General features: G+C 46.6%; 12 protein-coding genes and 1 other RNA gene. 12 read left to right on the top strand and 1 reads right to left on the bottom strand.

The features are described 5' to 3' along the window. Positions 1 to 70 precede the first annotated feature (70 nt). The 5 genes from rnr (at position 71) to WGC32_RS07395 (ending at position 3,997) form a co-directional block, all read left to right on the top strand. Positions 71 to 2,191: a ribonuclease R gene (rnr, locus tag WGC32_RS07415; RefSeq protein WP_342681231.1), complete on the top strand. Its 2,121-nt coding sequence runs from the start codon at positions 71 to 73 to the stop codon at positions 2,189 to 2,191. 126 nt (positions 2,192 to 2,317) lie between these two features. Then, positions 2,318 to 2,620 (top strand): DUF2508 family protein, encoded by a 303-nt coding sequence (locus WGC32_RS07410; protein WP_191509725.1) that lies wholly within the window; start codon positions 2,318 to 2,320, stop codon positions 2,618 to 2,620. After that, on the top strand, positions 2,577 to 2,873 hold the full coding sequence (locus tag WGC32_RS07405) for a pro-sigmaK processing inhibitor BofA family protein (protein ID WP_342681230.1): 297 nt from the start codon (positions 2,577 to 2,579) through the stop codon (positions 2,871 to 2,873). The genes WGC32_RS07410 and WGC32_RS07405 overlap by 44 nt, the downstream gene beginning before the upstream one ends. 51 nt (positions 2,874 to 2,924) lie before the next feature. Next, positions 2,925 to 3,350, top strand: a complete 426-nt coding sequence (locus WGC32_RS07400) for a GNAT family N-acetyltransferase (protein WP_342681229.1) — start codon at positions 2,925 to 2,927, stop codon at positions 3,348 to 3,350. Positions 3,351 to 3,574: 224 nt separating this feature from the next. Beyond that, positions 3,575 to 3,997, top strand: a complete 423-nt coding sequence (locus WGC32_RS07395; protein WP_342681228.1) for an Hsp20/alpha crystallin family protein — start codon at positions 3,575 to 3,577, stop codon at positions 3,995 to 3,997. A gap of 74 nt (positions 3,998 to 4,071) precedes the next feature. On the opposite strand, the gene rnpB is transcribed toward WGC32_RS07395, so the two are convergent. After that, positions 4,072 to 4,430, bottom strand: an RNA gene (rnpB, locus tag WGC32_RS07390) — RNase P RNA component class A. 273 nt (positions 4,431 to 4,703) lie between these two features. Between rnpB and gdhA the strand changes: the two genes are divergently transcribed. From gdhA to WGC32_RS07355, 7 genes are all read left to right on the top strand, one after another. Continuing rightward, complete coding sequence (gene gdhA, locus WGC32_RS07385) at positions 4,704 to 6,056, top strand: NADP-specific glutamate dehydrogenase (protein ID WP_342681227.1); 1,353 nt, start codon at positions 4,704 to 4,706, stop codon at positions 6,054 to 6,056. A 165-nt stretch (positions 6,057 to 6,221) separates the two neighbouring features. Continuing rightward, positions 6,222 to 7,292 (top strand): branched-chain amino acid aminotransferase, encoded by a 1,071-nt coding sequence (locus tag WGC32_RS07380; RefSeq protein WP_191483059.1) that lies wholly within the window; start codon positions 6,222 to 6,224, stop codon positions 7,290 to 7,292. A 66-nt stretch (positions 7,293 to 7,358) separates the two neighbouring features. After that, complete coding sequence (locus WGC32_RS07375) at positions 7,359 to 8,252, top strand: RluA family pseudouridine synthase (protein ID WP_342681226.1); 894 nt, start codon at positions 7,359 to 7,361, stop codon at positions 8,250 to 8,252. A 116-nt stretch (positions 8,253 to 8,368) separates the two neighbouring features. Further along, positions 8,369 to 9,130: a transporter substrate-binding domain-containing protein gene (locus WGC32_RS07370; RefSeq protein ID WP_342681225.1), complete on the top strand. Its 762-nt coding sequence runs from the start codon at positions 8,369 to 8,371 to the stop codon at positions 9,128 to 9,130. Between the two features lie 113 nt (positions 9,131 to 9,243). Beyond that, complete coding sequence (locus WGC32_RS07365) at positions 9,244 to 9,942, top strand: amino acid ABC transporter permease (protein ID WP_342681224.1); 699 nt, start codon at positions 9,244 to 9,246, stop codon at positions 9,940 to 9,942. Then, the gene (locus WGC32_RS07360; protein ID WP_342681223.1) at positions 9,929 to 10,651 is read left to right on the top strand and encodes an amino acid ABC transporter ATP-binding protein; all 723 of its coding nucleotides are present in this window, start codon (positions 9,929 to 9,931) and stop codon (positions 10,649 to 10,651) included. Before WGC32_RS07365 ends, WGC32_RS07360 begins: the two co-directional genes overlap by 14 nt. A gap of 522 nt (positions 10,652 to 11,173) precedes the next feature. Beyond that, positions 11,174 to 12,961 carry a peptidoglycan DD-metalloendopeptidase family protein gene (locus WGC32_RS07355; RefSeq protein WP_342681222.1) on the top strand — a complete coding sequence of 596 codons (1,788 nt, stop codon included), beginning with the start codon at positions 11,174 to 11,176 and terminating at the stop codon, positions 12,959 to 12,961. The last annotated feature ends 79 nt before the right edge of the window (positions 12,962 to 13,040 follow it).

Below are 13,040 nucleotides of genomic sequence, written 5' to 3'. Positions count from 1 at the left end.
GTAATAGGCTAGAATGAAGACAGAGATTGACGCGTGACAAAGCCGGAGAGACCGGTGTGGAGGAAATATGGTGAAAAATATAGATCAACCCGGATATGGTGAAAAAATCCTTGGCATTGTGGCCAAGGGAAAGCGAAATCCTGTGAGTGTGGAAGAACTCACAAGAAAACTCAAGGTGCCCAAGACAGGGGAAAAGGCATTTGAGCATGAACTGACCCAGTTGGTAGAGGCTGGGGAGCTATATTATAAACGGAAAGGGTTTGTCCTTCCAAGGGAAGTGGGACTGACGCCTGCGCAGGTGGTGAGGGTCAACAGTACCTACGGCTTTGCCCGCCCTGTGGGTGCGGACGGTGACCTGTTTGTTCCCGGTCGGGCTCTCATGGGTTCCTTGCCGGGAGATGTGGTGCTGCTAAGGACCTATCCTTCTCGGAAAGAGGGTTCTTTGGGGGAAGGTGAGGTAGTATCCATTGCCAAAGCAGCAGCCTGCCGTTTTACCGGTGTTGTCTCACAGAACCAGGACTTTCTTGAGGTGGTGCCGGATAAGATGCTGGGGTTTCCAGTGCGGCTGGTATCGGGAAAATCCAGCCGATACAAAGCAGGGGACAAGGTCCTCTGTGAAATTGTCTCTAGGGGCTCCCGCCACTATAATCACAGAGCTAAGGTCATAGAGGTCTTTGGATCTTCCCTGAAAGCGGACAACTGTGCAAAATCCCTGATCCGGTTAAATGAGATTAGCATAGAATTCCCGGCTGTGGTATCTGAGGCGGCGCAGCGGTTGAACGACGCTGGAATCCACCCCAAAGAGCGGGCCAGCCGATTGGATCTGCGCGACGAGATCATTTTTACCATCGACTCGGCGGACAGCAAGGATCTGGACGATGCAGTCTCCATCCAAAAGACAAAGGATGGCTGGGAACTGGGGGTCCATATTGCGGATGTAAGCTATTATGTTCATCCTCAAAGCCCCCTGGATAACGAAGCCTATGCCCGGGGCACCTCCATCTACTACGCTGATCAGGTGATCCCCATGCTGCCCAAGGCCCTTTCTAATGGGATTTGCTCCCTCAACGAGGAGGAGGACCGGCTGGCATTCTCTTGCTTTATGAATTTGGATACCCAGGGGAATCTCGTCAGTTTTGATTTTAAAAAGACACTGATCCGTTCCAGAGTCAAGGGGGTATACAGCGAGATCAACGCCATCCTGGCAGGAGAGGCAACCCCGGAAATTCTGGAAAAATACAGTGCCGTTATGGACTCCATCCATCTGATTGATGAATTGTGCAGCCTCCGGTTGAAAAAGAAGCGGGAAAGAGGGGCCATGGATCTGGAGACCAGTGAATCCAAGATTATTTTGGATGAAAACCGGAATGTCAAGGAAATCAAGCCCCGAGGGACTGGGCGCAGTGAGAATATAATTGAAGAGATGATGCTCCTGGCCAACGAGTCAGCAGCCACCTTTGCGCTGGAAAAGCGCCTTCCCTTCTGCTTCCGGGTTCATGAACCGCCTTCTCCCGACAAGCTCCAGAATCTCGCGGAGTTGCTTGCTGCCATCGGACAGAGTAAGCGGGACATCCAGCCTGGCGTTTCTCCGACCCGTCTGGCTCAGGTGCTGGAGGGTGTCCGGGGAACCAAGTACCAAATGATTGTGAACAGCCAGATGCTGCGCACCATGTCCAAGGCAAAATACAGTGAAAAGAATATCGGGCATTTTGGCCTGGTGCTTCAAAACTATGCACACTTTACCTCACCTATCCGCCGTTATCCGGACCTGTTTATCCATCGGGTTATGTCGGCATATTTGGCAGGTTCCAGTGAGGAAAAGCTGCAAAAGCGCTTTGGCAAGGTGGCAGGTCCTACCGCCAATCAATCCAGTGAGCGGGAACTCATCGCTATGACCATCGAGCGAGACTGTGAGGACTGCTATAAGGCGGAATACATCCTCCGCCACCTAGGGGAAGAGTTGGAGGGCGTTGTTTCCTCCACCACCAATTTCGGCATCTATGTCATGCTGCCCAATACTGTGGAGGGCCTGGTGCGGGCTCAGACCCTGGGCGAAACCTTCCAGTATGATGGGCGGATGGAATATAAGGATATGATGTCCCCCAGAAGATACCGTATTGGAGATACAGTTACGGTCAAGGTGCTGGGAGCCGATGTTTCAGCGGGAAAAATTGATTTTGAATTTGTATAAGCAAAGGCTCCGAACTGGGTTCGGAGCCTTTTGTTGTTAGGAAGTTTTTTACAGTGATCCTGTATAATTTTTGCATATCAGCCAAGGCTACCCACATACAATGAAATTGAAGGGTGGGCTTGTATCATGGAAGGTATTCTCCGATCAAAAATCATGCCATGGAGCAAAGGAATATCCACGCCCAGAGCAGAAGAAACCAACCGCATTATTGAGGATATCAAGGCCGTGCTGGAAATGATTGATCGCGCGGAACAGCGCTTTAATCAGGAACAGGACGAAGACCTGCTGGAGGCTTGTATCTATGAAAACAAAGCTCTGGCCGCTCGATATCGCTATTTGATCAAGGAAGCCAAACGCAAGGGTATCACCTGGGACCCCGCCCAACATGGAATTCAATTGGAAGGGGTGTATAGCTCATGGGATAAGTGAAATCGTCCTCATCGCCGCCATTTTTTTGTCCGCAGGGATGCTGGTAGCCTTGTATGCCAGAAGAAAAAACCCGGTTTCCGCCTATTTTACCCATGCCCTTTGTGGATTTTTGGGTCTCGCAGCGATTCATCTGACTACAGGATACACCGGTATTGCCATCGGAATCAATCTATTTACCTGTCTGGTGACAGCCCTTTTAGGGCTGCCTGGAGTGGTGACCATGTCTATCCTACATTTTGTCTGGGCAATCTAAAGAAGATTTGCTATAATAAAAAAGGACAAAATAGAGCAAGGATGTGACAGGATGTTCAAAGCCAAATGGTATGAGGACCTCCATCTGCCGGAAGATGCAAAGATGATTCGGGATGAGGTCTTTGTCAAGGAGCAGAAATTTCAGGATGAATATGACGATATGGAAGTGAAAGCGCTGCATCTTGTCATCTATGACGAGGAAAACCAGCCAGTCGCCACAGCGAGGATGCTCCCTTGGGAAGAAAACAGCTATAAATTTGGCCGCATTGCTGTACGCAAGCCATGGCGGGGACAAGGCCTAGGCCGGATCCTCATGGAGGAGCTGGAGAAAAAGGCGGTTTCCTTGGGTGGAAAGCAAGCGCTGATCGGCGCTCAACAGCAGGCTCGTGGCTTTTATGAAAAGTGCGGCTACATAGCATATGGGGATGAGTACTATGAAGAATATTGTCCTCACATTCACATGAAAAAGCAGATTTGAATCCAGAGGAAGACGTTGGTCTTCCTCTGGATTTCTTTTTGTTTTGCTGATTTTTGCAAATTTTAGCACTCTATTTATATGAGTGATAAAATTAAAGGTTTGTTCTTATTTTATGTGTTGTTTTGTAACAGGTGGGGCCTATAATGACAATTGTCAAAAGGATGAAGGACATCCGAAAGACAAAATCATAAAAGAACCAAATGATATAAATGGAGGTATGACTTATGTTTGATCTGTTACCGTTTGAACGCAGAAGAAATGATATGATGAATTTCTTTGGTGACTGGGGAAAGGACTTCTTCGGTGAAATGGGAGATCAGATCTCCGCATTCCGTACCGATATTATGGACAAAGGGGACCGTTATCTCTTGGAAGCCGAATTGCCAGGCTTTGATAAAAAAGATATTGACATCGATATCAATGGCGATACATTGACCATCAGCGCCAAACACGAAGCCAGCAAGGAAGACAAGAAGGACAATTACATCCGCCGGGAGCGCAGCTACGGTTCCTTTGTCAGAAGTTTCGATGTCTCCACCATTGATGCGGCAAATATCAAGGCCGCCTATAACAACGGCATTTTGGAACTGACGCTGCCCAAGCTGGCAGAGCAAAAGCCTGAAAGCCGGAAAATTGACATCGGCTAATTACTATACAGCATTGTGTTTACATCTCCCAAAACAAAAAGGCGTCCGCTTAAGCGGACGCCTTTTTGTTTTGTAGCATGACCAAGCATATAAGCCGAGTTCTGTATTTGACAACGATCTATCTAGGCCTTACGTCGCCATAAGGCTCCAGCCACCTTCTCGAGGACACGCCGGGCCGGCGCTTGATGCCCTCCCTGTGGTGTTGCTCCGGATAGGGTTTACATAGCCGTCCAGTCTCCTGGACGCTGGTGAGCTCTTACCTCGCCTTTCCACCCTTGCCAGCGGGGAAAACCACGCTTTGGCGGTATCTCTCTGTTGCACTTTCCCTAGAGTCGCCTCCGGCTGCCGTTAGCAGCTATCCCGCCCTTTGGAGCTCGGACTTTCCTCGGAAACGGCCTTACGGCACTGTTCCCGCCGTTGTCTTGCCTGCTCATGGATGATATGATAACATACGGCGGGAAATTATACAAGTTTTCTCGGAAAGCTGCGTTTGAATTTTGATTCATTTTTATGAAATCACAGAGTAAGGTGAAACGAAAAAATTTAATCTTGCATATAAATTGTGTAAAACTTTACATTCTTCGCAAAAATTGAGGATTAATCCTGAGAATCTGCATGAATTTAAAAAAAAGTTGCAAAAAATTCTTGCATTATCGCGTTAAAGTAGTTATAATAATAACCAAATTTGATAAAGGGGAGCTAAGCTATGGCGTTTAAAAGTGAGTACCTCAATAACGTATACGAAACAGTATGCAAAAGAAACAGCGGCGAGCCCGAATTTTTGCAGGCTGTCAAGGAAGTTCTGGAATCTTTCGAGCCAGTGGTAGAAAAACGCCCTGACATCGTAAAATCCGGCGTGATCGATCGTATTGTGGAGCCGGAGAGATTTATCCAGTTCCGTGTATCCTGGGTTGACGACAGCGGTAAGGTTCAGGTTAACCGTGGTTTCCGCGTCCAGTTTAACTCCGCGATCGGCCCGTACAAAGGTGGACTGCGTTTCCATCCCTCTGTATGCGCCTCCATCATCAAATTCCTGGGCTTTGAGCAGATCTTTAAGAATTCCCTCACCGGCCTTCCCATGGGCGGCGGCAAGGGCGGTTCTGATTTCGATCCCAAGGGCAAATCCGACGGCGAGATCATGCGTTTCTGCCAGAGCTTTATGACCGAGCTTTCCAAACACATTGGTGCAGACACCGATGTGCCGGCTGGTGATATCGGCGTTGGCGCACGGGAAATCGGCTTCCTGTACGGTCAGTACAAACGTCTGCGCAATGAGTTTGTAGGCGTTCTCACCGGCAAGGGCCTTTCCTATGGCGGTTCTCTGATCCGTACCCAGGCCACCGGCTATGGACTTCTCTACTTCACCAAGGAAATGCTCCAGTGCATGAAGAATGAAACCTTGAAAGATAAAACTGTTGTCGTCTCCGGTTCTGGTAACGTGGCTATTTACGCTACCGAAAAGGCACAGGAGTATGGCGCAAAGGTTGTTGCCCTTTCTGATTCCTCCGGTTATGTTTACGATCCCAACGGCATTCAGCTGGATGTTGTTAAGCAGATCAAAGAGGTAGAGCGTGGAAGAATCAGCGAGTATGCAAAACGCGTACCTGGTTCCACCTACACCGAAGGCTGCCGTGGTATTTGGAGCATCAAATGCGACGTGGCTCTGCCCTGCGCAACCCAGAATGAGATCAATGGCGAAGAGGCACAGATGCTGGTCAACAACGGTGTCATGGCAGTTGCCGAAGGCGCGAACATGCCCTCTACTCCAGAGGCAGTGGAAGTCTTCCAGAAAAACGGCGTTCTCTTTGGGCCGGCCAAGGCTGCCAATGCCGGCGGCGTTGCCACCAGCGGCTTAGAGATGTGCCAGAACTCCATGCGTTACAGCTGGACCTCCGAAGAAGTGGATGCCAAGCTGCATGACATCATGGTCAATATTTTCCACAACGCCTATGATGCATCCAAAGAGTATGGTGCAGAAGGCAACTTGGTCATGGGTGCCAATATTGCCGGCTTTATCAAAGTGGCAGATGCCATGATGGCACAGGGCGTCGCTTATTAATGTGATTCGCTTTTCATAATGATGGGGTCCCCGGCATTTTGCTGGGGATTCCGTGCATTTGTGGAGGATCCCCTTGCTTTCTGCCAACGGGATTGGTATACTTAAAACGGTACAGAGTAAAAATACCCGCAATCTGGGTAAAATAGAAGAAAGAAGGAAACGGACATGGAAAACTTGAGAATCGAATTGTCGAAAAATCTCAAGCCGAAGCCTCAGGATGAGACCAAATTGGGCTTTGGAAATATCTTTACAGACCACATGTTTTTGATGGACTACGATGAGGGACAGGGTTGGCATGATGCCCGCATCGTCCCCTATGGCCCATTGCCGCTGGATCCAGCCGCAATGGCGCTACATTATAGCCAGGAAGTTTTTGAGGGTATGAAAGCATACCGGGCTGAGGATGGCAGAATTTTGTTGTTTAGACCGCAGGAAAATTTTGCTCGGCTCAATCGTTCGAATGAGCGTTTGTGCATTCCTCAAATTGACGAGGAATTTGCCCTTAAGGCTCTCATCGAACTTTTAAAAATCGAAAAAGACTGGATTCCTCATATTAAGGATACATCTTTGTATATTCGTCCCTTTATCATTGCAACAGACGCTCACTTGGGTGTCCGCACTGCAAATAGATATCTATTTGTTATCATCCTGTCGCCCTCTGGTCCTTACTATAAAGAGGGACTGAATCCGGTAAAACTGTATGTAGAGAACAATTATGTCCGAGCAGTCCGGGGCGGTACAGGTATGGCGAAGACAGGAGGCAATTACGCTGCTTCTCTCAAAGCTCAGGTTGAGGCAAATGACCAGAATTATTCTCAGGTGCTTTGGCTGGATGGAGTGGAGAAAAAATATATTGAAGAAGTTGGCTCCATGAATGTCTTCTTTGTCATTGATGGAGAGGTTATTACTCCTGCGTTGGTAGGTTCTATTCTGCCGGGAATTACCAGAAAATCCTGCATTGAGATGCTGAAGGATATGGGCTATAAGGTAACTGAACGCCGTCTTTCTATCCAAGAGGTTGCTGATGCCTACAAAGCTGGAAAACTGAATGAGGCTTTCGGCACTGGCACAGCGGCGGTTATTTCTCCCATTGGCCATATTAAATGGGGAGATCTTGTCATGGATATTAACAACAATGAAATTGGTGAGATTTCTCAAAAACTTTACGATGAATTAACTGGCATTCAGTGGGGTAGAATTCCGGATCGCTACAATTGGATTGTAGAAGTCAAATAAATAGATTAAGGCAAAAAGCCGGCGGAAAACAGCCGTTTTCCGCCGGCTTTTTTTGGAGGTGGGAATGTGAAAACTGTGGAATGGAAGATGACAAAGGAACAATATGGAAAGAAGATTTATGATCTGCTTCGCTCGCAATTTCATATATCCTCCACTGTCATAAAAATGCTGAAAAATACAGAGAATGGAATTCAGCTAGACGGCAAGCCTGCTCGGGTCATTGATCGGGTGAAGGAGGGGAGCATTCTTCGCCTTCAGCTTCCTCGGGAGGAGACGGTGCTGGCCCAATGTACTCTACCCGTCCCCATCATATATGAGGATGAGGATTTCCTTATCTTTAATAAACCTGCCCACATGCCGGTTCATCCGGCTCACCAACATCAGGAGGCAACTTTAGGCAATGTGTGGGCTCATATTATGGAAAAAAGGCTGGGTTTTACTCCGGTCTTTCATCCCATTAACCGTCTGGACAAGGATACCTCTGGTTTGGTCCTCTGCGCAAAACATGTACTGGCCGCTTCTCTAGATCCCCGTCAGGTACAAAAAAGGTATATGGCCATTGTCTCAGGAGCTTTGGAAGGGAAAAGAGGCATTATTAATGCCCCTATTGGTATGGAGCAAGGGAGCAAGGTGCGTCGAGCGGTACGGCTGGATGGACGTGCTGCCTGCACCCACTATGAGTGTTTATGCAAAAATAATAAATATAGTTTCATTTCTTGTGAATTGGAGACCGGGAGGACCCACCAAATTCGGGTGCACATGGCTTATTTAGGCCATCCGTTAGCCGGAGATGATCTTTATGGAGGAGAACGGGATGACATCGGAAGGCAAGCGCTCCACTGTGGTTGGATGAGGTTTTTTCAGCCATTTTTGCGGAATTGGGTCGAGGTGACAGCGCCGTTGGAAGAAGATATGATGAATTTGCTGCTAAAAGAATATTTATGCAATAATGATGTATAAAATCGAAGTTTTTCTGAATTTATTTGCATGAACCCCTTGATTTTTTCTACAGGGATTGTATAATATTAAGCATCAAATAATTTATTGTTTTTTGTAACATTTTGGAGGGGTATTTTATGAAGAGAATTCTTGCGCTGGCTTTGGCAGTTCTTATGGTATTGTCGCTGGCGGGATGTAAAAAAACACCAACTGTGGAGCAAATCCAAAAGGACGGTAAGCTGGTTATGTTGACTAACGCTGCTTTCCCGCCCTTTGAGTATGTGGACAATAATGAGTTTGTTGGCGTTGATGTAGATATTGCCAACGAAATTGCCAAAGATCTGGGTGTTGAGCTGGAAGTTGTCAATATGGATTTTGACGGCATTATTGATGCAGTAAAATCTGGAAAAGGTTCTTTCGGCGCAGCGGGTATCACCATCAAACCCGATCGCCAGGAGAAGGTGGACTTTTCCATTGAATATGTAACGTCTTCCCAGTATTTGATTATCCAGAAGGATAGTGGGATCACTGCGGATCAGATTCCTGATCTGACTATTGGCGTACAGGCTGGCACAACTGGCGAATTCTTCTGTGTGGATGACAACGGCATGGCAGAAGATCAGGTCAAGAAATATAAGACTGCGTTGGAAGCGGCTAACGACCTGAAAAACGGTAGAATCGACGGTGTAATCATCGATCAGCTTCCAGCGGAGTCTATCGTAGCGCAAAATGACGATCTTGAGCTGATTGCTGAGCCTTTGACTGAGGAAAAATATGCCATTGCGGTACAGAAAGGCAATGACACCCTTCTGGAAGCCATCAATGCTACCTTGCAGCGGTTGATGGATGAGGGCAAAATTGATGAGTATGTGCTCAATCATATGGGTGCAGCCGCATAAATAGCTGCTCTTACTTGTAAAAAATCAACGGCAGCGGGAATTTGTGCCCGCTGCCGTTCGGTTGTTTTATTATGGATTAGGTGAAATGACAAGAATGAGTTGAGGAGGACGCCATGCTAGAATTTTTTGCCTCCATAGGGGATTATCTATATGAAGGGCTGATTGAAGAAAATCGCTGGCAACTGTTATTGCAGGGGTTAGGAAATACATTGGTAATTGCTGTATTTGCGACCTTGATTGGTGTGGCAATCGGCTTGCTGGTAGCTATTGCGAAGGTAGCCGCCGCCCAAAATAAAAAATTGGGCTGGCTTAATTTTATCTGCGACCTGTATTTGACAGTGATCAGAGGCACACCGATTGTGGTACAGTTGCTGATCATGTATTTTTCCATCTTTGCCTTTATTACCGAGGCAATTCCGGTGGCGATTCTTACTTTTGGTATCAATTCCGGCGCCTATGTGGCAGAGATTATCCGCTCTGGTATTCTGGCGGTGGATCGGGGTCAAACAGAGGCTGGTCGTTCTTTGGGCCTTACTCAGAGTATGACCATGCGGTATATTGTACTGCCACAGGCAATCAAGAATATCCTCCCAGCGTTGGGCAATGAATTCATAGCTTTGCTGAAGGAAACCTCTATTGCTGGATATATTGCCCTGATGGATATTACATCGGCGGCGAATTTGATCCGTGGACGAACCTATAACAATGCCCCCCTGTATGCCACGGCCATTGTTTATTTAATTTTGGTCATTGGTATGACCCGTGTACTGAGGCACTTTGAGAGGAGGATGGCGAAGAATGATCAGCGTTAAAGGATTGGAGAAGGCATTCGGCACCAATCTTGTACTCAAAGGTATTAATGAAGAGATTGAAAAGGGCGAAAAAGTTGTCATCGTAGGGCCCTCTGGTTCTGGTAAAAGTACTTTTTTGCGCTGCCTAAATCTTCTAGAAAGGCCGACAAAGGGGCAGATTTGGTTTGAGGAACAGGAGATTACTGATCCCAAATGTGATATTAACAAACTGCGTCAGAAAATGGGAATGGTGTTTCAGCATTTCAACCTGTTCCCTCATTTGACGGTAGCGGAGAATATTACTTTGGCGCCTATCAAACTGGGGCTGCAAAAACCAGAAGAAGCAAAAGAAGCAGCGCTGAAATTGCTGGAGAGAATCGGTTTGTCCGATAAAGCGGATGCTTATCCTCCTCAACTATCCGGCGGACAGAAGCAGCGTATTGCTATTGTCCGTTCTTTGGCTATGAATCCCGACGTCATGCTGTTTGATGAACCCACCTCTGCTTTGGACCCGGAAATGGTAGGAGAGGTACTGGAATTAATGAAAGAGCTGGCACAGGAAGGGATGACCATGGTGGTTGTCACCCATGAAATGGGCTTTGCTCGTGAGGTGGGAACCAGGGTGCTATTTATGGATGGTGGCCTCATTTTGGAGCAGCAGGAACCAGAAGCGTTTTTTGCCAATCCTCAACATCCCCGTCTGCGCGATTTTCTTTCCAAAGTTTTATAACACATAAATAGTCAACCGCAGGGCCCTTGCCGAAACAGGTAAGGGTCCTGTTATTGTTAGGATACATAACAATCATTCTTGCTTCGGTATTTTCTGGGAACCGTCACAAAATTGTCACATGACCGTGGTATGGTTAATAAGGCCCAATGAATTGCGGCTAAATCTCCATAAGGCTGGTGAGAACAATGTGATGGAAGAGATAGTAGGAATCGCTTAGGATTAGTGAATTTTGTTATATTTTTGACAAAAAATAAACCGAAAAATGAATCCAGACATAAGATGTTATTAAAATATAATACATATTTTATATAAAATATGTATGAAAATATTTCTGTAATTTTTATTAATTATATGAATAATGTTGTACAAAAGGTTTCAAAATGGCTAAAATCCTTGCAATTCTTACGAATTTATGTATAATAAAATATGATCGTTCACAGATGAGTGGATGAAATGAGGAGTTCTCAGAACTGCTCAAACGAAGGTGCAGGCTTCGTAGCAAATAAGAAAGGAGCGATGTTTGTGATACGCAGAAACTGTGGTTGTACAGAGAAGAAAAAAACTGTACGCGACAGAAAAAGCGTAACAGAAAAGAAGACAGCTTCGATATTATCTGCATTTTTTTCGACACTTTTTCAGTATTTTTATAAACTGTCTTATGTTGTTGGCTGTCAGTTTTTCCGTTTTCTGAGAAAACTGAAGAGCAAATACCGCGAGGGATTTTTCCGTGCTGTCCACGCTAACCGAGACTTTTTTGCCGGTTTTAAAGACCGTTTTCGGATCGGCTGGAGACGGATATGGAGGAATTTTACCTTCCCCTTTAAAAAGCTGGGTTCTTCCTGCGTTCTCATTAAGAACCAAGTATCCGGTGCCTATCGGCAGAAAGGCTTTTTAGGGGCTGTTGGCGAGTTCTTCTATGTATTCTTCTGCGGTGCGCGGGCCAACATGCGCATCATCAAAGGCTTCTTGAATTACGCGGCGCCAATTTGCGCGGCATTTCTGCTCGTTTATACAATTTCCTATTTTTCCAACCTTGATTACGCACTCAACGTAGAATATCAGGGAATGGAAATGGGGTATATTGAAAACGAGGATTCCTTTGATCAGGCGGAAAAAATGATGCAGGGCCGTATTGTGTATGAGGAAGATCAAGACCCCATCAATACGACGCCTAAATTTACATTAGAAGTAGTGGAACCGACGCAGGTGTTGTCGGTAGATAAAATGTGCGACAATATTATCGCCGCCTCTGGAAGCGTCATTAATCAGGCTACCGGGCTTTATGTTGATGGGAAATTTATGGGAGCGACCCAAAAGGGCGCGGAATTGGAAAATCTCCTTGACGGCATGTTAGCCCAGTATAGGACGGGTGCGGAAAATGAGGAAGTCGACTTTATTCGCGATGTCGAGACAAAGGATGGGTTGTATCCTGAATCTAGCATTGTTGATCTAAAGAATATCGAAACGGTCATTACCTCCGATGTAGAAGGAGAAAAGGTCTACGAGGTAGTGGAAGGTGACGATCCGTGGGGCATTGCGGAGAAAAATGATCTATCCCTGACAGAGTTGACAGCGCTGAATCCTGGCATTGAAGAATCTCTTCTGATCGGCCAGGAGGTGCTCATTTCTAAATCGGAGCCTTTCCTTGGGGTACAGGTAACACGTACTGAAACCTATATGGAAGAGATTCCTTATCAGACAGAGGAAACCGAGGACAACCGCTACTATCGAGGCTATTCCGAGGTGAAAACGGCGGGTGAAAACGGTACTGCTGAAGTTACTGCCAATGTTACCTACGTAGATGGAGTTGAGGTCGACCGAGAGGTTATTGAATCCACAACTATTGAGGAACCTGTGACCCAAGAGGTCATTGTGGGCAGCGCCAGCAATTTGACCTCCTACAGTAACAGCAATAACTTTAGTTCCAGCTCTGGTTCCGCCTCGGCTAGCGGATTTTTGTGGCCAGCCAATGGTGGTTATATTAGCTGTGGTTACGGCGGCTATGCAGGCCATTATGCTATTGATATCGCAGGAACCGGCAATGGACCAGTTTATGCGAGTATGGCAGGAACGGTTGTCTACGCGAGAAATCAGACGACAGGCTATGGACGGCATATTCTGATCGATCATGGCAATGGTGTCTATACGCTGTATGCCCATTGTAATGCCCTTTATGTTACAGCGGGACAGCAGGTAAGCCAAGGCCAGGTGATTGGTCAGGTTGGCCAGACTGGTAACGCCTATGGCCGACACCTGCACTTCGAGATCCGTATTAACGGACGCTATATGAATCCGGCCAATTACTTCTAAAATAAGCTGTTTTGCATAAAAAGGGACGCTTGAGCGTCCCTTTTTATTTATAGGAGGTAAAAAAAGAAATACTGAGTAA

Source organism: Zongyangia acetica (assembly GCF_038739695.1).
GTDB lineage: Bacteria > Bacillota > Clostridia > Oscillospirales > Ruminococcaceae > Zongyangia > Zongyangia gallinarum.
Note: the sequence above shows the minus strand (reverse complement) of the source record. Positions and strands in the feature narration are given on the sequence as shown.